This is a genomic window from Candidatus Merdisoma sp. JLR.KK006 (assembly GCF_036941035.1).
Taxonomy (GTDB): domain Bacteria; phylum Bacillota; class Clostridia; order Lachnospirales; family Lachnospiraceae; genus Laedolimicola.
The window spans coordinates 25862-47038 of sequence record NZ_JAYMNS010000002.1; the positions used below are offsets into that span (position 1 = coordinate 25862).

The 21177-nt window shown below is 44.8% G+C and carries 14 protein-coding genes and 1 pseudogene; 1 reads left to right on the plus strand and 14 read right to left on the minus strand.

Annotated elements, in window-relative coordinates; translation table 11 throughout:
• Nucleotides 1-103 precede the first annotated feature (103 nt).
• Nucleotides 104-1807 carry a heavy metal translocating P-type ATPase gene (locus tag VSQ61_RS01795; protein WP_334342717.1) on the minus strand — a complete coding sequence of 568 codons (1704 nt, stop codon included), beginning with the start codon at nt 1805-1807 and terminating at the stop codon, nt 104-106.
• Between the two features lie 183 nt (nt 1808-1990).
• On the opposite strand from VSQ61_RS01795, the gene VSQ61_RS01800 reads away from it, so the two are divergent.
• Entirely contained in the window at nt 1991-2554 is a 564-nt protein-coding gene (locus tag VSQ61_RS01800) for a TetR/AcrR family transcriptional regulator (protein ID WP_334342718.1), read from the plus strand.
• Nucleotides 2555-2717: 163 nt separating this feature from the next.
• Here VSQ61_RS01800 and gloA2 read toward each other — a convergent pair whose 3' ends face one another.
• From gloA2 to VSQ61_RS01860, 13 genes and pseudogenes are all read right to left on the minus strand, one after another.
• Nucleotides 2718-3110, minus strand: a complete 393-nt coding sequence (gene gloA2, locus VSQ61_RS01805; RefSeq protein ID WP_334342719.1) for an SMU1112c/YaeR family gloxylase I-like metalloprotein — start codon at nt 3108-3110, stop codon at nt 2718-2720.
• A gap of 143 nt (nt 3111-3253) precedes the next feature.
• On the minus strand, nt 3254-3937 hold the full coding sequence (locus tag VSQ61_RS01810; protein ID WP_334342720.1) for a helix-turn-helix domain-containing protein: 684 nt from the start codon (nt 3935-3937) through the stop codon (nt 3254-3256).
• 699 nt (nt 3938-4636) lie between these two features.
• Nucleotides 4637-8338: a ribonuclease H1 domain-containing protein gene (locus VSQ61_RS01815; protein WP_334342721.1), complete on the minus strand. Its 3702-nt coding sequence runs from the start codon at nt 8336-8338 to the stop codon at nt 4637-4639.
• A 122-nt stretch (nt 8339-8460) separates the two neighbouring features.
• Nucleotides 8461-8574, minus strand: a pseudogene (locus VSQ61_RS22900) (transposase); the annotation flags it as partial.
• Nucleotides 8575-8667: 93 nt separating this feature from the next.
• On the minus strand, nt 8668-9579 hold the full coding sequence (locus VSQ61_RS01820) for a hypothetical protein (RefSeq protein ID WP_334342722.1): 912 nt from the start codon (nt 9577-9579) through the stop codon (nt 8668-8670).
• A gap of 51 nt (nt 9580-9630) precedes the next feature.
• Nucleotides 9631-9933, minus strand: coding sequence for a hypothetical protein (locus VSQ61_RS01825; RefSeq protein WP_334342723.1), 303 nt, complete (start codon nt 9931-9933; stop codon nt 9631-9633).
• 346 nt (nt 9934-10279) lie between these two features.
• Nucleotides 10280-11344, minus strand: a complete 1065-nt coding sequence (locus VSQ61_RS01830; protein WP_334342724.1) for an aldo/keto reductase — start codon at nt 11342-11344, stop codon at nt 10280-10282.
• 216 nt (nt 11345-11560) lie between these two features.
• Nucleotides 11561-15637: a leucine-rich repeat domain-containing protein gene (locus tag VSQ61_RS01835; RefSeq protein WP_334342725.1), complete on the minus strand. Its 4077-nt coding sequence runs from the start codon at nt 15635-15637 to the stop codon at nt 11561-11563.
• Between the two features lie 73 nt (nt 15638-15710).
• Nucleotides 15711-16661, minus strand: a complete 951-nt coding sequence (locus tag VSQ61_RS01840; RefSeq protein ID WP_334342726.1) for a tRNA dihydrouridine synthase — start codon at nt 16659-16661, stop codon at nt 15711-15713.
• Nucleotides 16662-17002: 341 nt separating this feature from the next.
• Complete coding sequence (locus VSQ61_RS01845) at nt 17003-17719, minus strand: hypothetical protein (RefSeq protein ID WP_334342727.1); 717 nt, start codon at nt 17717-17719, stop codon at nt 17003-17005.
• A gap of 11 nt (nt 17720-17730) precedes the next feature.
• The gene (locus VSQ61_RS01850; RefSeq protein ID WP_334342728.1) at nt 17731-18339 is read right to left on the minus strand and encodes a hypothetical protein; all 609 of its coding nucleotides are present in this window, start codon (nt 18337-18339) and stop codon (nt 17731-17733) included.
• A 190-nt stretch (nt 18340-18529) separates the two neighbouring features.
• A complete protein-coding gene (locus tag VSQ61_RS01855) occupies nt 18530-19039 on the minus strand; it encodes a hypothetical protein (RefSeq protein ID WP_334342729.1) in 510 nt (169 codons plus the stop codon).
• A gap of 135 nt (nt 19040-19174) precedes the next feature.
• Complete coding sequence (locus tag VSQ61_RS01860; RefSeq protein WP_334342730.1) at nt 19175-20848, minus strand: methyl-accepting chemotaxis protein; 1674 nt, start codon at nt 20846-20848, stop codon at nt 19175-19177.
• Between the last annotated feature and the right edge of the window lie 329 nt (nt 20849-21177).

Below are 21177 nucleotides of genomic sequence, written 5' to 3' on the forward strand. Positions count from 1 at the left end.
CTAAACTTCTGCCCTTTTTTAAATAGTGTAAATCAATTAAACGCAAAGACATATTGATGACGGTTAAAAGGACATTTGGCGCACCATCACATCACCTGCAGGCTTATTCAAATTTTCTGTCGTAGAGCAATGCAGCAATCAAAATCACAAAGCAAGAGCCTGCATTATGCACCAAAGCGCCTGTTGTCGGATTCAAAATGCCTAAGACTGAACAAGTCACCGCAATAAAATTGATGCACATAGAAAAAGTTATGCTTACTTTAATGGTTGCAACCGCAGCATTGGAAAGTCTTTTCAGGTAAGGGATTTTGGAAATATCATCACTCATAAGGGCAATGTCTGCCGCTTCCACGGCAATGTCGCTTCCCATACTTCCCATCGCCACGCCTACATCAGCAGCTTTCAGTGCAGGGGCATCATTCACGCCATCGCCTATCATGCATACGTTATTCTTCTGTTCCTGTATTTCAAAGATGCTTTGTACCTTTTCTTCCGGCAGCAAATCAGCCTTTACATTTTTAATTCCTGCCTGTGATGCAAAATAGGCCGCCGTCTTTTTGTTATCGCCTGTCAGCAGTACGATGTCTGTGTTCATATCCGACAGCCTTGAAACCATTTCTCTTGCTTCCGGTCTTAGTACATCAGACAGCCCAAGCAGGCCCAAACAGGAATTGCCGTCAGCAGCAAGAATCGATGCCTTTCCCTGAATACGCAGCTTTTCCAATTCATTTTCTACATTTGGCGGAATCATTATCCCCCATTGCCGAATATATTTTTCATTTCCGATATACAGCTTCCTGCCGGATACTTTTGCACAAATGCCTTTTCCACTCTGCATTTGAAAAAAATCCGAATCCTTTATGGCTATTCCCTTTTCTTTCGCATAAGCCACAATCGCCTTTCCTAACGGGTGTTCGCTCCTGGCTTCCGCAGAAGCTGTCAGGGCAAGGAGTTCCATTTCGGTAATATGACTGTCAAAAGAGAGCACATCGCTTACTTCCAATTTTCCATAAGTCAGCGTACCTGTTTTATCAAAGGCAATGGTATTTACTTTTCCCATTTTTTCCAGTACCTCTCCCGATTTAATAATCACGCCATGCTTTGCCGCCTGCCCTATGGCTGCCATAATGGCGGTTGGAGTGGCCAGAACTAATGCGCAGGGGCAGAATACAACTAAAACAGTGACCGCCCTTATATCAATAGAACCAAAGCGGTTGATTGTTCCGCAAAATACATCCTCCCCTATGCCTTTATCCACCGGAAGCGATTCGCCTGTCATAATAGACTGGTCAATGGAAGTTTCCCCCTGAATGATGATGCCGTCTACAGGAACCGTTTCTCCCGGCAATATCCGAAGAATATCATTCTGCCGGATTTGGTCCGCCGGAATCATTTCTTCCTGCCCGGAATTATCAGCCGTAATCCGCCGTCCCTGTGTGGGAGCCAGGCTAATTAATTTCTTTAACCCCTTTTTTGCTCTGTTCGTTGTCATATTCTCTAAAACGGCACCCATTTCCATTATGAAAGCAACTTCGCCTGCCGCAAACAGGTCACCTATGGCAACCGCCGCAATCATGGCAATGCTTATCAGCAGGGCAGAGGAAATCCTGCGGATTCCCTTATTGTCTATCCCTCTCCATACTGCAAGGTACAGCAAAGGAAGCCCGCAGATAATTACCGTTATCCAAGCCGGATCAACAGGCAGTACAATGCCTGTTCTTGGAAATACAAAGCTCATAACAAGAAAAATGCCGCCCACGATTGTCATTGGCAAACCTGCCAGAAAATCATTCACACGTTTTATCATAGTAATACCGCCTTTCCCGAAAACAAGTTTTTTATTGACAACCGATTCCAACAGTTGTACAATCTATACATTATCAAACACTTTGTTCTATATCTATTGTAACAATTGGGAAAGACAAATCAATAATCAAAATGTTCTTTCTGTGCGATACGGAACATTTTGATTGAAATGTACGGGGATTCTATGGACAGACGACAACAGAAAACAAGACAGGCTGTTTTTCAGGCGTTCAGCCGTCTTCTTGAAAAGAAAAAATTCAGCAATATTACCGTTCAGGAGATTATAGATGAGGCAAATGTAGGAAGAAGTACCTTTTATGCCCATTTTGAAACAAAGGACAGTCTGCTGAAAGCAATGTGCACCGACATCTTTCAGCATGTATTTTCCAATGACTTAAGACAGGAAAGCAGCCATGACTTTTCTCATGCAAGGCATGACTTTCAAGAAGAAATCACACATATTTTATACCATTTACAGGATAACGGAAAAAATCTGAAAGGACTTTTTTCCTGCGACAGCGGTGACATTTTTATGGGGTATTTTAAAGAATATCTGGAAGAGACATTTCCCGTATTTATCAAGGACTTGCACTATGATGTTCCGGCTGATTACCTGTTAAATCATGTTGTCTGCAGTTTTTCCGAAACAGTGCGGTGGTGGATTACAAAGCATGAACAATATACGCCTGAGCAGATAGCATCATTTTTTGTAAAATGTATGTCTGGGCATTGCGTTGTCTCTCCTTAAAAATCACACTTATGTCAGCTTTGAACTATTTCCATTCATTGCTGGTGCCAATTGTAACAGCGACTGCCCATTAAAATTGCTTACGGCGAGAGTTATTCTAATGGGCATCCGCTTTTAGTTCCTATATGGGAAGCAGACACTTTGTTTCTTTAAGGTAAAAACCTTATTCATGCAATTCCAGCGGAAGTCCGTCCGGATCAAAGAAAAAAGTCATCTTTTTATTTGTATAGTCGTCATATCGAATCGGTTCACATTCAATTCCACACTTTTCCAGCTCGGCAACGGCTGCCTCCACATCCTCTACATGGAATGCCAGATGACGCAGACCGCAGGCCTCTGGCCGGCTGATACGTTTGGGCGGATTTGATTCGGCAAAAATTTCCAGTTCAACCGCCTCCGCTCCCTCTCCAATTTTCAGATCCAGCTTCCAATCCTTTCTCTCTTCCCGATAGTTTTCTCTGACAACCTCAAAGCCAAGCTTATTCACATAAAAATCCTTTGCGGCCTGAATATCAGATACAATAATCGCAACGTGATGAATTGCGTTTAACTTCATCCTGCAGTTAACTCCTTTAACTTTTGATTTGTTTTCTTAATCATATCACAAAGGTATCTTTCTTAAAAGTTAAAACCGATTGATTATACTTTATTTTCTTCCGGCAGTTCAACATATTTATATTGTTTTCCCTGCAAAACGTTTCAGTCTTTCAATTTCTCAGACTTCTTCTGCGAAAGACAGGAAAGTCCTCTAAGAAAAAAGTATGAGATTATCGAAAGAGCAACGAAAAAACAAGCTGCCATTTCAATCGCCTGCAAAACGGCCATATTTTTCTTTAGCATCAAGCAAAGCACAATGCTGAATATTCCTACGCATATCAAACTGGTGAGCAAGTCTTTCTTCGGAGTACTTTTTATCAATGCTCCATTCCACGCTCCATCTTTTACAACGCAGAAAATGTATATCAGCCCTCCGGCAGACAGAATCAACGTTTCTCCGATAATCAGGGAAAACTTCCCTGTCATAAGCAGCTGCACTACAATTACTAAGGCACATCCCAAAAACATAATGTTAAATGAAAGGGCTCCCGCCCTTGCGGCTCTTTTCTTTTCTAACTCATTGTAGTCCGCAACTTTTAATAATGTTTCTTTTAATTCGTGATCCATATTCTCGCTTTTCCTCTCTCCATTTAAAATTTCTTTGATTTCCACATGGTAGTATTCAGAAATCTGCACCAAAATACTAAGGTCAGGCAAATTGGTTCCTGTTTCCCATCTGGAAACGGTTCTTCCTGAAACACCTAAAATTTCCGCCAACTGCTCCTGTGTGATTCCCTTTTCATTGCGAAGTTGTTTTAAAAAGGCTCCAATCTCTTTTGGATTCACCTGTTCCCCTCCTTTCACATACAGACTACCTTTTTCTGATGACGAAAAACACGACATAAAGCGAGAAATGCCGCAGTTTTCGCACCAGACACCGATGTCTATGGGTATTTTTGTGGGTTTTCCATGTAGCTTGCCTTTCCAATTATAGCACCTATCTTGTAAAACCCAAATCCTAATTTCCCCTGTGCCATCTGTTCGTCTCCTTGTCAAAAATATTCTTATCCGTAAGCTTATTATATTTTCTTCCACCTCCGCACGCAACATCACATTTTCAGAATGGGATTTATGCCACTCTTTCTGCGAAAACGTGGTCTAAATCAATCTGTGCAAAGCCGACTCCAAAATCATGGCCGTTTCCCTTGCGTCTGTGATAAGCAGATACATATGCAGTCTTGGTTGCGACTATGTACAGGGGATTTTAGACAATATCAAAAAAATTCCGGGGAGAATCTTCTACTGCCATTAAACAGCCCGGCAGCAAAAGATCTATCCGAATTTTTCCTAAAACTGAAACCGGATTCACTGGATGACTTTATCAATAAATATGCCAAAAAAAGATTCGGTAACGTTGAGACTGCACTATCCATAGTGAAACAATTCCAGGCAGATGACTTTTGACAGATTCAAAGAATATGGCGATATTACAAGTATTCAGTTGGATATTGTTATAGCAGACATCTGTTCCTTTTACGGATGCTGTCATCCTTTATAAGCAGCCTTGATTTCCTCCTCTGTAAGGTAATGCTCCTCGCTGCCTATAACTGCGTTCGCCAGCCGTTCCAGTGCATCCCTATTCTCGTTAATAATCCTGACTGCTTCCTGCAGCTGCTCTGATAAAATTTGATTGATCAACTTCTGTGCTTTCTCATTATGGAGCAATTGTTCTTCTGAAATAACAGAAAGTCCGACCTCTTTCTCATACATTCCCCCGCCGCAGACCATCCCTGCAGCAAGCTTTGTTGCAGATTTCAAATCACTGGACGCTCCGAATGTAAGGCCATACCCCTGTACCATTTCTGCCGCTCTTCCCCCAAGCATCTCGCTGATTCTTTGCAGATACTCCTCTTTTGTGCAGTGAACAGGCAGATTTTCCTGCAGCACATAACCCCCTTGTGAGCCTCTTGCCACAATGCTCATATATCTGGGACTTCTCCCATAAAACAGGGCAATCAGGGCATGACCTGCTTCATGGTACGCTGTATGTCTCATTTCTTCCTTAGAACTGTCTTCCCATTCTTCCCCGTAAAGCAATTCTTCAAATGTCTCATCCAGCAGACTGTCATTTACCCTGACATCAGCACGAATTGCTTCTCTTAGTGCCGCCTCTATCACATTTTCAAGGTCGGCAAAGCTCTTTCCATCCGACCGAAGAACGATACTGCTAATCTCACTTTCTGAAACGTCAAACATATCTTTATGTTTTATGAGCAAATGTTCCAGCATCCATCGTCTTCCTTTTTCACCCGGAAGATTGACACGTGACCTTCTGTCAAAACGCCTTAGAAATGCACGGTCCAAGTACTCCTCTCCCATATTCGTTGCGGCCATGACAAATACTGGTTTGTTATCTACTTTCTTGAATCCATCCATCTCTGTTAAAAGTGCGTTCAGAATTATGTTGCTGCCTGTCTTTTGTCGATCCTGGGCAATTGCATCCACTTCATCCATGAACAGTACCGCCGGTGCATACTTCCTTGCAACACGAAATATGCGATGTATCTGTTCAGCTCCGTCGCTGTTTGCCAGTTTATCTGCACTAATCTCCAGGAAATACACGCCTGATTCTGTGGCAACTACTTTTGCGAGAGAAGTCTTCCCTGTTCCGGCAGGTCCATGCAGCAAAATACCTTTAGGTACCCTGACACCTTTTCGAAGATATTCCTTTGTATTTTTTAAAAAATCAATAAAGTAATTCAGTTCTTTTTTTATGATATCGGATGCGTAGATATCATCCCAGTGCTTATTCGGCTGCATATCTGCCGACAGCAGAAGGTCTTTGTCCTCCGCTTCAACAGCATCTTCCAGTTTGAAATTGCGAAAAATAATCCTGCCGGATTTTTGTTTTTCATCCAGTTCTATTTTTTTATCATATGCAATTTTCTGATGCCGCAAAGAGAGCGTTTCCATTGTCTTTTGGCAGCATACATCCCAATAAGCTTCCGGAAGCTCAGTCTGCATATTTTCCCGCTTGATAAACCCTGAAATTCCACGGCGGCATAATTCATCCTTTTCCGTCCTGCTATAGGAATACCCTTTGTCTCCATGTAAAATATATACAGGAATATCCGCATAATCTGTTCTTATATCTGAAAATACCTTGCTTCCCTCAGTACAGATATCTGTAATACTCAAGCTGTTTTTATTTTCTTTCATTCCATATTCATAATCAACTGCCGCCAGAATGACATTTTCCCTGCGGAGAATCTGCAGGAATTCTTCCGTGTCAGCCGCCGCCTTAATCTGAACATTATTTTCCGCCAATCTTTCATTGCGGATTTCCTCTGCCTGCCCGAATATTGCAATCACACAGTTCTTTTCACCGAGATAGAACTGTTGGATTTCATCCGCCGCCTCTGAGAAATCATGTTCCAATGTGATTTTTTTCAAACCGGTTTTCCAGTTAAATCCCGGTTTTTCGTTTGCCCGAGACAGCAGTAAAAACAGTGCATTGTCTAAAACCTTTCCCGCAAGCACTGTTGCGTTTCTGGCATCCATACTGCCTCCCATAGAATACAGTGCCGTAGCTGCAAACATATCATCTTTGTTTTCTATATCATATCCGTATTCTTTTTTTGACAGTTGTATCTGTTTTTCCAGATTTGTCTTTATAATCTTAAGAATCGCATCTGCCCGCAGATGGTTAAACATAATGATTGTATGGGAAGACATTCTTGAAATAATTTCGGGTGGAAAATATGGCACATCTGACTGGGGATTCGCATCTTTTTTTATGGCATCTATAATGGCACTGTCCGGCAGCAGTGTCAAATTTTCATTTTCGGCATCCTGATATAATTGTTTTCCTGCGTTCGTGGTAAAGATGACAATCGTGTCCCGAAAATCTATACTTTTATTCCAATGCTTGTCCTCACATTTTCCATCATCCAAAATCTGGAGAAAAAGGACAATTACTTCCCTGCATGCCTTTTCTATTTCGTCAAACAATAGTACGCATCGAGGATTTTTGTCGACAAAGTCCGTCAGTACACCGGGGTTCGCATTGTTCCATGCAGTGTTATGTCCAACCAGATCCTGTGCATTGCTGCGATGAGAATAGGCAGACATATCAAAACGTTTATAAGGAATTCCCAGGGTATCGGCAATCGTTTCTGCAATAAAGGTCTTACCGACACCTGATGGTCCTGCAAACATGTATGCATGTCTGGGACCTTTCTTTTTACTGCCTGCATTTACTGCTTTTTCTGCAGAAAAATAGGCATTTGTAAATTTGTCAATCACATCATCCTGTCCAATTACTTCACTCTTTAATGCAATATCAATTGCAGTGGCCCGCGCTTCAATACTCTGCATAGATACCTTGGATTCTTTATGTTCTTTTATCAGCAAATCCGGATTTTGGAAAGGGCCGGATATCTCCAAAAGTTCAGCACTGTACAAGGGATTCCCCACAAGCTCCTTATACAGCCCCATAACCGTATGTCCATGCCGGCTTTGATGAAAAAATTTTCTCAGGGCCATACAGGCTGTGGGATTTGGATTTACAAAATTTTCTAATTTTTTCGCTTTTACAGTAAGCCTGCTGAGAACCTCTGATAAATCATCAGCCGTCATGTCATTGTCTTCAAAATGTTTTTTTAATCGGATATAATCTTCTGTCTCATGCCATATCTCCTGTATACTGGGATTGTCATCAGCAGATGACAATCCCTCTAATTTCCTCGAGTATCTATTTTGATATGGAAATAATAATTTGTCATCATCTAAAACCAGATAGAGCAACGCCGTATACAGTGCGAAGCAGGCGTATTTGCCAGTTCGTATTATGCCGGAAAATAAACTGGTATGTCCGGCACATTCCCTCAACAGGAGCGCAATCCATGGAGAGTTTCCATAGGAATCCAATTTCAAACCTGCTGTCTTCAAAATTTCCTGATAGAATTTTTCTTTCTCCAATGCCGCCTTCTCGTCATACCCTTCCCAAGGCAAGTCCCCTGCCGCTTCTGATTCTTCCGGGATTTTCCTCAAATATTCGTCTGCCTGTTTCTTCGCATGAGCATAACTCATTTCTACCGTTTCGTCCTCATTCTCTTTTTCTGTCATATACGTAAAACTACGGTATTCCGCACCGCTAAATCCCTTTACCTGCTGTTCTGTTTCTGCCCATACATCGTAAATACCCGGATTACGTCCTTTTCTTACTGCATAAATTTTTTTCTTCATGTAATATCCCTCTTCAGCTGGTTTAAATCTATTTTGATACAAAATTAAGTATATAAAATTTGAGAAAAAAAGTAAATGAGAAACCCATGAATGCATCACATATAAAGCCTTTTTACACAGCTACCCGTCTCACTCTGAATGTTCCCATTGGATTCTTCTTTCATTTTTTCCCATCGTTCGTTGAGCTTCATGACCTTATTGCGGTCAGGATTCTTTTCGGCATTATATTTATAAAGGGGCTATCTATTTCCCGACTGCCCCAAAGAGAAAAATCCCGAAAAAAAGCAGCGACAAGAACATTCCTGTCCCTGTCACCGCCCTTATGGTATTTATTCGTAGGTTGTGCAGTAGCTGTTTCTGTCACCATTGAGAGCATGCTGAAGCATATGCTGTCCCAGTGCATCATAATCGGTTGTGGAATGTCCACAGTTGCAGTGGTAATGAGCCACCTTAGGCTGGTCTTCTGGAGCACCCAGTACAAGCGTAGCCTCTTCGCTCTTGACTGTGATACTGTACTTCTCTCTTTCAATTGCCTGCGCCTGCTCTGCTGCAAGTCTTTCTGCCTCTGCCTGCTCTGTTGCAAGTCTCTCTGCCTCTGCCTTTTCAGCTGCAAGTCTCTCTGCCCGCTCTGCTGCAAGTCTTTCTGCCTCTGCCTGCTCTGCTGCAAGTCTCTCTGCCTCTGCCTGCTCTGCTGCAAGTCTCTCTGCCTCTGCCTGCTCTGCTGCAAGTCTCTCTGCCTCTGCCTGCTCTGCTGCAAGTCTCTCTGTCTCTGCCTGCTCTGCTGCAAGTCTCTCTGTCTCTGCCTTTTCAGCTGCTGCTTTCTCTGCTGCAGCCTGTTCAGCAGCATTCGGCTCCTTTACAGTTTGTTCGGTAGTACCAGTGCTTGCAGCGGTAACCGCCTGTTTAGTATCAGCAGTCTGTGTAACAGCAATCGCATGTGTGTTATCAGATTTCTGCCTGTCATCAGACCCCTGTTCGTTATCAGACTTCTGTTCGTCATTGACAATATATTCAGTTTTTGTCATGACCTCTTCTGCAATATCTTCTTCTGCGCTGCCAGTTTCGTCGCTGGTGCTGTCTGCGTCAGCAATCGTTTCTGCTGCCAGAGTATTTTCACCAGCAATTGCAGAAGCCTCTGCCGTATCCTGAGTGGAATTGATTACCTTTGGTACTGCAATACCTGTCACTGTAAGAGCGGTTGAGGTTACTCCTATTAACATTTTTAACACGATACTTTTCATCATTTTTCTCCTTTTCAAAATTAATTTTGTTTGTTTACACCTATGAAACGATTAAGAAAGCCAGGTGGTTGCAGATTTTTTAAAAAAATAGAAAAAATGCAGTACATAATTTATTGTCTCTATTTTAAGTACTGCAGTTCCCTTCCAGTATCCCTGCGCTAAAAGAATTTCCAGCCGCTTAATACTGTGTCTGTGAATCCTTTTGGGCATTGTCCCAGGGGATGCCTTCGGTGTACGGGGAGCTGCTATTTTCTTGTCCTGCAATGCTCCGCAGTATATCGGCTTTTCCGTCTCGTCTATTGGGGATGATTCGATGAGTGCCCGGAGCAAGAGCCTGATGAAATCATCCAGCATAATCTCATCTCCTTTCCTTTTGTCCGTGGTGTATTCCTTACATCCATAGAACGAATAGGGGATGTCGCTGGTTGCAGATATTCCGAAAATTTTTTTGCACACAAAAAATATATTTATAAGGTAAAGATATACAGTATTTTTTCTCTCGGGGGGCTATCTATTTCCCGACTGCCCCTTATTTATTGAACAATATCGAATTTATGTTCGGTATTAAAAGGGAGTACTCTTCTATTCCAGCTTCTCGCAAGTGCGGCTATGGGAACAATCCATACCGCATCAAAGCCTTACGGAAATATCAGGAGCGGCAGGTTCGCTTAAGAGTATGGGTACCCGCAGGATATACCTATTACAAATACCTCTTAACAAGCTCAAACACCCTCTGAATCTCATCCGGAATCCAAATCCCGTAAGGGCACATGGAAAGGCAGGGCATGTCCGTGCATGTCCTGCACAGCTGGGCGCTCTTTCGAATCCCCATATCCAATTTGCGCAGCGCCCAGTGATCCTTTCCGAGAAAAAAATAATTATACTGCCGGAAAACCGTATGAATCTCTGTTCCATAGGGACAGCGGCACCTTTGGCACCGGTCGCAGGGAATGGGAATAAAATCCTTTTCCAGAACAGACAGCACCTGTTCAAAATCAGGTATCACGGATTCACATCCCATATCCCGGCCGAATGCCTCATCCGCCTGTTCTGCAGATCCAATTCCAATTAAGGCGCTGGATACAGGATAAGACAGCACACTCCCCAGCAAGACCCTCGTAGAGAAAAAGCCTGGTAAAAGCCCGGCCGCATATACCTTATTAATCACCATTCCCTTCCGGCGAAAAACCGGCTCTTTTCTGATCCTGTCCAACATCCCCCGCTCCAAAAGATTGCCGCTTCCCTGAAGCACATCAACCCTTGGATCTTCCGCCCCTCTAAGGAGAATATCATAATAGTGAGATGCCAGTCCGGTAAAGCGGATCCGTCCCTCCTCCTTTAACTGACTAAGAGCATCCAAAGCCCCTCCCTTTTGGAAGATCTCTTCTTCATGATCCCAGTCCGCCTGGTGGACGAAGTACACATCCAGCCAGGTTCCAAGATTCTCACAGGACTCAAGAACTGCCATATACATCTCATTGCCATCAAAAAAACGCGCCTTGTCTGAGATAATGATTTTCTTTCGTCTATCACCAGACGCAAACCTCCCCAGCTTTCGTTCCGCATCCCCATATTCAGGAACAATCGCCGTATCAAATAAATTACAGCCCAGGCGAAAGGCATGGTCCATCACAGCCAAAGCCTGCTCCTCACTGAGATTATAATATTTCGGGAGAACCGGAACACTGCCCTTTAATATAGGAATCGTGCCAAAACTGACCTCAGAAACCATAAGTCCGGTGCTTCCCAGTTTACGGTACCGCATAACTCCTCCTATTATAAGTTCCGTAATATCCTGTCCGTTCACCTGTATTTAAATCAATTCCCAGCCGTAAAAATACACGTCTGTAAATTGATTTGTGCACTGACAGGATATTACTGATTATAAGTTCCGTAATATCCTGCCCATACACCTGTATATAAATCAATTCCCAGCCGTAAAAATACACGTCTGTAAATTGATTTGTGCACTGACAGGATATTACTGATTATAAGTTCCGTAATATCCTGTCCGTTCACCAGCCCCCACAAATGCCCGCTCCTCCACCAGAACGCCGTCCGGCACAACAGGTATCTCAAGATTTCTGCAAAATGCAAATGCCTCTTTTCCAATCCGTCTCAGCGTAGAGGGAAAATGAACCCGCCGCAAACTGTGACACCGGAAAAATGCCCTGTCCGGAATTTCTTCCATCCCCTCCGGCAGCAAAATCTCTTTCAGCGAAGTACAGTTCTCAAAAGCCCTTACACCAAGCTTTGCAAGCTTCTCTGACAGCTCAATCTCCTCCAGACTTTTGCACCCGGAAAACGCCCTGCTGCCAATAGCTTTCACCCCTTGGGCTCCATACACCCTCCGCAGCCATTTACAGCCGGCAAATGCATTCTTTCCAATAGAAGAAACAGTCCGTGGCAGGACAATTTCCGTAAGAAGATTCCCTTCCCGAAAAACATTTTCCCCAATGGCAGTAATCCCGTCCGCCACCAAAAGTCTGGAAATATTCCCCGTACATTCAATAAGAACATCCTTTTCATCCGTTTTAAAACAGTTCAGCTTATCCCTCACTGCCTGCTCTGCCAACGCCGGCAGCTCCTTCTTCCGATCAGCGATTCCCTCAAACACAAATGATGAGCCGTCTCCCAGCACAAGCTCTTTCAGATAAATACAGTTTCGGAAAGCATAAGCTTCCACCTTTACTCTATCCGATAAAAAACGTATTCTTTCTATTCCCAGTCCCCCTGCAAATGCCCATCCGCAGACCAGACGGATATCTTCGGGAACAACCACCTCCCCCGTACAAGAGGAACCGTCCAAAAGCATATGGTTGACCTCTACCATAGGAGATTTTTCACGCTGTTTCTCCATCCAGGCCGTCTTGTGAAATGCACGTGGGCCAATATATTCCACAGAATCCGGAATATGTACTTGCTCCAGCATAAGGCGGTCCTGAAAAACCTCCCCCTCAATCCGCTTGATGCCCTCGGGAATTATTATAATACGCCCAAATCCCCTGTAGCCGCAAAGGCTCTCTTCCCTCTCTACCTCAAAACAACTAAGGGCGCTGTGAAAAATCAGCCGGACAGCCTTTGGAAGCCGCTCTGACAGGATATCCCTATATGTATGAAGCTCCCATAGCTGCCCCTGCCGCACCACCTGACGCAAAGCAGTACAGCCGGAAAGGGCATACTCACAAAGCCTGGGACCCTCCTGACTTCCCAAAAGGACAATCCGCTCCAGACAGCCGCAATCCTCAAACGCATGAGGGCGCAATAAGGCATGCTCCCCCAAGGCAATCTCTCTTAACCCGTCACAGTCCGAAAATGCATAGCTTCCGATTTCTTCTATCAACCGGAAATCAAACTTTTCCAGATTTTTACATCCGCAAAAACAATCCTCTCTGATTACAAGCACTTGCTCACAAATGCATTCCCTCAGATTTTCACAGCCCTCAAAAAGCCTGCATTCCAAAACGGAAATCCCACGAACCTCCGCTTTCTCCAGGGACAGACAATAGGCAAAAGCCCCAGTGCCTGCATAGCCGGCATAAAGACAGACTTTCGAAAGCCTGGTGCATTTTTCAAAGGCACGGGCACTGATAACACAAGAAGCCGCCGGAAAAGAGATATCCTTTAGCCCGCTGCAGCCCCGGAATGCGCCCTCACCAATACTGCTTAAGGTTTCCGGAAAGACAAGCCTTGTAATCCGGCGATTCCCTGAAAACGCAAAGGGAGCAATTGCCGTGATCCCCTCTGGTACATAAATCTCTCCTTCACATTGCCTGCCGGAGACAATTATGCTGCCAACAGCCCGCAGTCCACATACTTCCGGCACTTCCCCTATACCCTCCACTCCCTCAAAGGCCAACTCCCCCACCTCCTTGAGAGAAGCCATTTTCCCAAGCATAAGAGAGGTACAGCCAAAGAAAGCTTCTTTCCCGATCATCCGGATATCTTTCCATTGAATACCAGAAAGCTTCCGGCAATTGTAAAAGGCCCGCTCTTTGATAATACTCCAGGGAACAGCCGCAGGAAAAGAATGCTCCAAACCCTCCGGTATCTTCTGACTGTCAGAATTCAAGACAACAGACTCTAAGCTGGCACAGCCGGAAAAAACCTCCGGCTCCGCAGTTGTCACATCCATTGGCCACACCACATGCCGAAGCTTTATACACCCTTTCAGAACCGCCCCTCCAATCCACGTAACATGGCCTGGAAAATGAAGGGCAGTAAGAGCATGATTTCCATAAAAAGCCCCTCCTGCTACAATACGGGTATTTGAGGGAAGCGAAACATCCCCTTTCAAATGGCGGCCATCCCAAAAAATCACGTCTTTGCCCCCATCCTGATCCTCTGACTGCTTCTTCAGCCAATTACTCAGAAAAGGCGTATGTTCCCACACATTTCTTCCCACAGATTCCAATGTATCCGGCAGGATTACCTGTTTTAAAGCGGTACATCCGTAAGCCAGCTTATCCGGAATATGAGATACATCTTTTCCAACTACTATAGTTCTCAGGCTAAGGCACCGGGAAAAAATATCCGTCCCATATCTCTTGGCGTTTCCTTCCATCCGGACCTTTTTTACACCGCTCTGTGCAAAAGCCAGATTTCCCACCGTTTCAATTCCTTTCGGAAGCTGAACCTCCCTCAAAGACCGGCACCTGTAAAAGGCCATGCCGCCCACGAAAACCAAATGATCCGAAAAATGTACTTCGCTTAAAGAAGTACAGCCATAAAAAGCCTGCTCTCCAATAGCCCGAACACCCTCTCCTAAGGAAAGCTCTTTCAAACGCCGGCAGCGTTTAAATACCTGATCCTCCACCCTCTCAAGCTTATCCGGCAGCAGGGCACGAAGCAGCTTCACACAGTTCTCAAAAGCCCCCGTCCCGATATACTTTAATTGAGACGGAAAATTGACAACCTGCAGGGTCAGACAGTTACGAAAAGCCCCTGCTCCAATCGCCTCTACCGATTGGGGAAGAATCACTCGATCAACCGTTTCATTTCCGGCAAAAGCTTCCTCAGCAATATGGGAAACACCCTCAGGAACGACAACTCTGGATTCATTGCCAAGATATTTCAGGAGAACGGAGCCACTGAGACGAAAGTTCCCAAGAACCTGTTTTTGGATAGTTCTGACCAAGACCGGAATCTCCTCTCCAAAAACACCGCTAATCCCCTCCATTCCATAGGACCCGCCGCCTGGAACACAGACTTCTTTTAAAGAACTGCAATTCTTAAACGCATCTTCATGAATGACCGCCTGCTCCTGCCCAAACACCACAGCTTCCAGGCTGATGCAGTTTCGGAAAGCCCGGCTTTCAATCTCTTTCAAGGTAGATGGAAATTTCACAGAAATAATTCCCCGTTTGTCAAAAAAGGAACTCTTTCCAATCCTTTCAATCCCCTCGGGTATCTCCACATGCTTCAAATTCGTGAGGAATTTTACCAGACACCGGCCCTCTAAATCCATCATTCTTAAGATATCAACTGCAATGGCATGTACCAGTAAAGGAACCTCCATCTCTCCGGCTATCACCTCCACAGCATTTGGAAATACAAACTTTTGTCCATCCAAAAAGGAAATTTCCGAAATCCGGCTGCAGCCCGTAAAGACATCACAAAGGCAGTCCTCCCGAAGTCCGGGAGAAATCTCCAGCTTTTTCAGCTGAACATCATTGACAAACACCTGATTTCCCAGATATTCCACACCGGGAATCCGCACCTCAGTAAGGCTGTCACAGTAGAGGAATACACAGTCTCCCAATTCTTTTACGGACAGGGGCAGGGTGATAGATTCCAGGCTATGACAGCGGTGAAACGCATAATCACCTATATAGACAACCCCTGCCGGTATTTCAATTTCCCGGAGCCTGCGGCACCCTTTAAATGCGCCGGACAGAATACGGCTAAGACCGAAAGGCAGAACTACCTTTTTTATGGATACACATCCTTTCAATGCACCCTCCCCGATGGTGTGAACATTCTCCGGAACAACCACAAGCTCATCTCTGCCCCTGTATGCCTTCAAAATCCCATTTTCAATGTAAAAATCATTTTCCATAAAAGAGGACTCCTTCATTTAACCCTCCGAAATATCCGAAGCTTTTTATAGCCGCACAACCTTAAATATGCCATCACATGTCATCAGAAAATATTTGTATTATGATTTCTCTCAGCTCTTCCAAGCTTCCGCACTGATACATGGGTTCTTTATACTTCTTTGTCCCTCTGCGTTTTTTCATCCCATAAGAAACCAATTTTTGCATATAGCCAATGGTAAAGGTCTCGTCATAGCAGGAAGCTGTCAGCTCCATCTGTTCCAAAAGAATCTGCAGAGTAGTTTTCTTTCTGTTTTTTTGGGTAAGCTCACTGAAAACAAAGGGATTTTCCAGTGCATAACGGGCAATCATGACCCCATCCGCACCTGTTCGTTCCATCATTTCCTCCGCATCATTTGCAGAAAAGATCCCTCCGTTGGCAATAACAGGAATGGAAACGGCTGCCTTTGCCTGCGCAATCTCTTCGTAACAGCAGGCGCCGTCATACATCATACTGCGGCTGCGTCCGTGAACAGTCACCATGTCTGCCCCGGCATCCTCGCACATGCGGACAAATTCTGCTGCAAACATATGCTCTTTTTGGATTCCTGTGCGGCATTTGACCGTAACGGGCTTTCCGCTTTTCTTACACCCCCGGATAATGGCCGCCGCTCTTTTGAGATCTGTCATCAATGCGCTGCCCTCTCCGCTTTTAAACACATTGGGAACGGGACAGCCCATATTGATGTCAATGATATCAAAATCTTTCAGAAGCCCGGAGCAAGCCATCTGTGTCATCACGGCCGGATCTCCGCCCAGAAGCTGGACTGCCCTGACAGGCTCCCGGCTGGTCGTAAAGAGAAGACGCCTGGTGGCCTTGTCTGCGTATTTTAAGGCATTGGCGCTGGACATTTCCGTAAAGCATAAGCCTGCCCCCAGCTCATAGGCCAGCATCCGAAACGGGTAACAGGTGTACCCGGCAAGGGGAGCCATTAGAACATTGGAGGGCAGCAAAATACCTCCCACACGTAATCTTTTTATTTCCATAGTAAACCCTCATGCACCCCATTGGCTCACCACCATAAATGAAAGTCGGTAGTGGTGCATGGTGCATCCCTGAACTTAGTTTTCTGCTACGCAGAAAAGGATCTTTCATAGTAAACCCTCAGCTGCTGAACTATGAATGGTCAATAGCAACCGAACATATCTCAGCTTTTCTTTCGGTAAAATCAATAACCGTCAATGTATCGTATCATGTAATTATACCCTAAAATCAACAAAGCCACAAGCACCCGCTCATGGCTTCCACGTTCTATTACCTGTTGTCTCCCCCGGCAACGAAAGCTTTCCTTTGAAATAACAATTTCTAAAGCCGTACTCCTGTAGCATCATTTTTTCATACATTCATCTACCCACATAATAAAATTCGCTGTGCTGTCTCCTGTGCACTCCGCCTTCACATGCTGCTGTCCCCAGACGGTTGCAAAATCAACAGGTCCCACCTCATCATAATTTTGAAGCGCAAGATCCAGGTTTACTTCTGTTGTAAGGGAAGTATCACTCTGTGCAATGCCGCTGCGAATCCTCCAGTGCTTTGCAGGCGTGCTGGTTTTGTATCCCTCCTGGGATTCCAGCAGATAATAAACAGGTGTATACATATTCAGTCTTTGGGCCGCAGTATACCCCACGGCATCGTTTTTTTGAAGATCCTCTTCAAAATCAGAAGCATAGCTGCTTTCCAATTCGTTCAATAGCTCCCCAAGCAAAGCTTCAAAATGGGCTCCATTTCCATCCCCATATCCAAACAGTTCATTTTCCCCCTGTCCGGCATCAAGCTGGTCAAATGCACCGAGATTCTTCGATGCGCTCTTAAAGTCTTTCACAAAATCACTAATATTCGTAATTGAGGCCGTATTTGTTTCGGCGTCATAGGTGACCCATGCACCGTTCTCATTGAGGGCATCAATATAATCACTGGCAGTTTCATAAACTCCTGAGATTGTAATGCCATTTAAGGCCTCAGTACGGGCTATATCATCCCACTCTTCATAACCGCCTTCTTTGGAATCATACGGAATTTCCGTATCTGAAAGAAAGTTATTCAAAGACTCTTCAATCACACCCACAATATAATCATAATAGCTGCCCGGTTAATATAATCAGCAAAAGAAACCGCCAGTCCATCAGAAATCGCCTGCTCATCATCAGAAAGCCCGCTTCTTGTTACGCCCATCATCCACTCATATGCTTCATCCGCACTGTCCAGATTGGTGATCGGGCACCAATCCATGGAACCATAAACGGCATCACTGACACTCTGTATCGCACCAATCTGTTCCAGATAAGGATCATAAAGCTCGCTGTCACCAGTTGCGCCCACAAGGGCTGACTGTGCGCCGCCGCCACTCATACCAAACACAAAGATTTTTTCCGCATCTCCGGGCATTGTATTATTTACATAACGCAGATAGCGGATTGCAGCCTTTAGATCCGTGACACCCGCCGGTGCGCCCGCATCTCTTCCACGGCATCCGGCATGAACGTATACAAAGCCGGCATCCGTATACTCCGTCAGACTTGTATAAGCTGTCAGGGCTGCCTGAGCCGAATACCCCGGCACAAAAACCGCCAGTTTCTCATAGGTTGCATCCACAGGAATTTCACAATACGATATGCCAATCTGATAATAGACGTTATCATCAGAATGATACATCCATTTTGTCATATCTATTTTCTCCAGACTTGTTATAACGTCCTCAGAAGTCCCTGTCCCATCCTGCCGGGAGTCTTCTGCTTGGCATTGTCAGCCGGTATTCGTGAGCGGCATCAGAAAATGCGCTTATTCACCGCTTGCCCTGTAAATCTCTTTCATATCTGAAGTACCTGTCCTTCTAATCTCATAAGCCTTGAGTCCCTTAGATAGAATTATCAATCATTTCCTCTCCTTCTCCTTTTTGCAGCAACGCTTGCAATTTCTCTTTTAACTCTCTTACAAATTGTTTTAAATCTTCAAACTTAATATTAAATTTATACCCCAGAAAATATCCTCCCTGTTGCATTTCTATCACAGACGCATTCAGCCACACTTCTGTATCAATTATTCTGTCTTCCCAATAGTCATCCTTGTTCTGAAAAATTATTTCGAACTCAGCCTCAGGACCACAATAACTAATTTTCTCATACTCACTGGATATATTTCGTTCGTTAAGAACATATTCCATTTTTTTGATAAAACATTTTAATCCTTCCAGGCTGAATGATATGCCATCAATTACATGTTTATCTTTCTCAACTGCTAATTCAAGCTTATAGGGAATCCAATTTAGATAATCTTCCTGCTCTTTTTCGTATATCAGTCCTTCTTCATATAAATTTAAAACCAATTCTATTGCAAGTTTATAATAATAACTTTTTATTTTAGGCATTTCACACCTCTTAACAAAATCCCTCGCAAAAAATAACTCTGATTGCAAACCGGCACTATGCTCCCTTTGTCGGGAGCATAGCGCCGGTTGCTGTCAGCCGCATATGGCTTCTTTTAATCACTTTCTGCTGTTTCATCAATTATTCCGCAGACGGAAGGTATTCACAAGCTCTCTGAGCAGTCCGGCCTGGGCGCTGAGCTCCTCACTGGTCGCAGAGCTCTCCTGGGCGGTTGCGGAATTGCTCTGAGTCACACTGGAAATCTGGCTAATCTGCCCTTCAACCTGTTCCATAGCGTCTGCCTGCGTCCGGGCATCGGCAGCAATTTCATTGATCGTTCCTACGATTCTCTGTGCCTCCGCAACGGCTCCCTCCAACTGCTTTGCCGTAACGCCGGCAATCTGCGTTCCCTCTTCTACCGCAGCCATGGAATGCTCAATCAATGCCGCCGTGGATTTGGATGCTTCCGCCGTCTTTCCTGCTAAATTCCGAACCTCCTCGGACACCACGGCAAAGCCTTTGCCTGCTTCCCCGGCCCGTGCCGCCTCCACGGAAGCATTGAGGGCCAAAATATTCGTCTGAAAAGCAATATCCTCAATAGCCTTGATGATCTTTCCGATCTCTCTGGAGCTGTTATTGATCTTCTCCATAGCCATTGTCATTTCCTGCATTTTCTCGTTGCTCTCCGTAAGCTGCTGTCCCATGTCCCCGGCCTGCTTCTGCGCCTGTCCGGCATTATCCGCAGTCTGCCTGATACGGCCGGCAACCTCCTGCATGGTCTGTTCCAGCCCTTCCACGGCGCCGGTCTGTTCCGCAGCGCCCTGGCTCAGCCCCTGGGCTGCAGATGACATCTGAGCCGCTCCGCCGGAAACACATTCGGAGCTGGAAACAATCTGGCCCATGGTTTTGTTAAGATTCTGAAGAATATCATTCAGAGATGTACGAATAGCGGCAAAGTCCCCTACATATTCCTGACTGATCTGGAGCGTTAAATCTCCTGCGGCAACAGACTCCAGCATATTGGATATTTCTCCGATATAATTCCGCAGGCGGCTGATGGTTCTGTCAAAGCTCTGAGACAGAATCCCGATCTCATCATCCGAATGAATATCCGCCAGCATGTTCTGGCTCATACCAAGACCCAGATTGCCCTGCTCCAGAGTTTCTGCCAATATGGTCAGACGGAAGAGCGGCCTGGTAACCGTCCGTTTGATATAGGCTCCCACAATCATAATTCCTACAATAATAAGCACCACACCAATCAGACAGGACAAGGCCATCGTAAGGTTGATCTGAGTAGCGGCATCCGACATGGAAATTCCGGCAAAGATCAATCCGTCAATGTTGCCGTCAGCATCTCTTGTGGGCACATAAGAGCACAGATGCTCTTCCCCCAGAATAGAAGCCCGCCCCACATATGCCTGACCCTGCTCCAGCACCGTCTTGGACAAATCATCGGAAAGCCGGGTGCCTACGGCCCGCTGGCCGTTCTGCTGAATCGTTGTATAGGCTCTCTCATTCCCCTGAAAGATGGTGAATTCACATCCCATCTGCTCCTTAAGTGCATCCAGAAGCGCCGTCCTGTCCTCGGGACCGCTGTAATTGGCCAGCTCATAAGCCAGCACATTCGTTCCGCTTACACATTCATTCTGCATCATGGACATGGTAAGACGGTAAAACATCAGTACGCAAACTATAACTACCACAGTAATGCTGACTCCCAACATGCCCGCCACCAGATTTCCTACCTTACGGCCAATGTGCCTGGTTTTTTGTGTGTTGTTTTTATTATTTGAAAAATTCTTTTGCATAACCGCATAACTCCATATCTTTTAATGATTTTTTAATTAACCTGAATGATGTCTTAAAGCTTGCAGTTTAATTGTTCTTCTGTCCCTGTCATTTTCACCCTTCTCCTTTCCCTTTGTTTTAAGCATATAAAAAGCCATACAAAACCTGGGGAAAAGCGAAAAACCACCTCACTTGCCCGGCGGTCTCTCCCCATGTATGTCAGCTTTTATTTATATCTATTATTTGTTTATGTAATAACAATAAGATTATAGCACTTCATATGCGGAACTTCAATATGCCTTTTCAAAAATGCATATTACTAATCGTACAGATAAGGCAGCGCCGTCTT

Excerpts from the sequence above, each read along its gene's own strand:
- VSQ61_RS01795 (WP_334342717.1), bottom strand. The coding sequence starts at position 1,807 with ATGATAAAACGTGTGAATGATTTTCTGGCAGGTTTGCCAATGACAATC.
- VSQ61_RS01800 (WP_334342718.1), top strand. The coding sequence starts at position 1,991 with ATGGACAGACGACAACAGAAAACAAGACAGGCTGTTTTTCAGGCGTTC.
- gloA2 (WP_334342719.1), bottom strand. The coding sequence starts at position 3,110 with ATGAAGTTAAACGCAATTCATCACGTTGCGATTATTGTATCTGATATT.
- VSQ61_RS01815 (WP_334342721.1), bottom strand. The coding sequence starts at position 8,338 with ATGAAGAAAAAAATTTATGCAGTAAGAAAAGGACGTAATCCGGGTATT.
- VSQ61_RS01820 (WP_334342722.1), bottom strand. The coding sequence starts at position 9,579 with ATGAAAAGTATCGTGTTAAAAATGTTAATAGGAGTAACCTCAACCGCT.
- VSQ61_RS01825 (WP_334342723.1), bottom strand. The coding sequence starts at position 9,933 with ATGCTGGATGATTTCATCAGGCTCTTGCTCCGGGCACTCATCGAATCA.
- VSQ61_RS01830 (WP_334342724.1), bottom strand. The coding sequence starts at position 11,344 with ATGCGGTACCGTAAACTGGGAAGCACCGGACTTATGGTTTCTGAGGTC.
- VSQ61_RS01835 (WP_334342725.1), bottom strand. The coding sequence starts at position 15,637 with ATGGAAAATGATTTTTACATTGAAAATGGGATTTTGAAGGCATACAGG.
- VSQ61_RS01840 (WP_334342726.1), bottom strand. The coding sequence starts at position 16,661 with ATGGAAATAAAAAGATTACGTGTGGGAGGTATTTTGCTGCCCTCCAAT.
- VSQ61_RS01850 (WP_334342728.1), bottom strand. The coding sequence starts at position 18,339 with ATGACAAAATGGATGTATCATTCTGATGATAACGTCTATTATCAGATT.
- VSQ61_RS01855 (WP_334342729.1), bottom strand. The coding sequence starts at position 19,039 with ATGCCTAAAATAAAAAGTTATTATTATAAACTTGCAATAGAATTGGTT.
- VSQ61_RS01860 (WP_334342730.1), bottom strand. The coding sequence starts at position 20,848 with ATGCAAAAGAATTTTTCAAATAATAAAAACAACACACAAAAAACCAGG.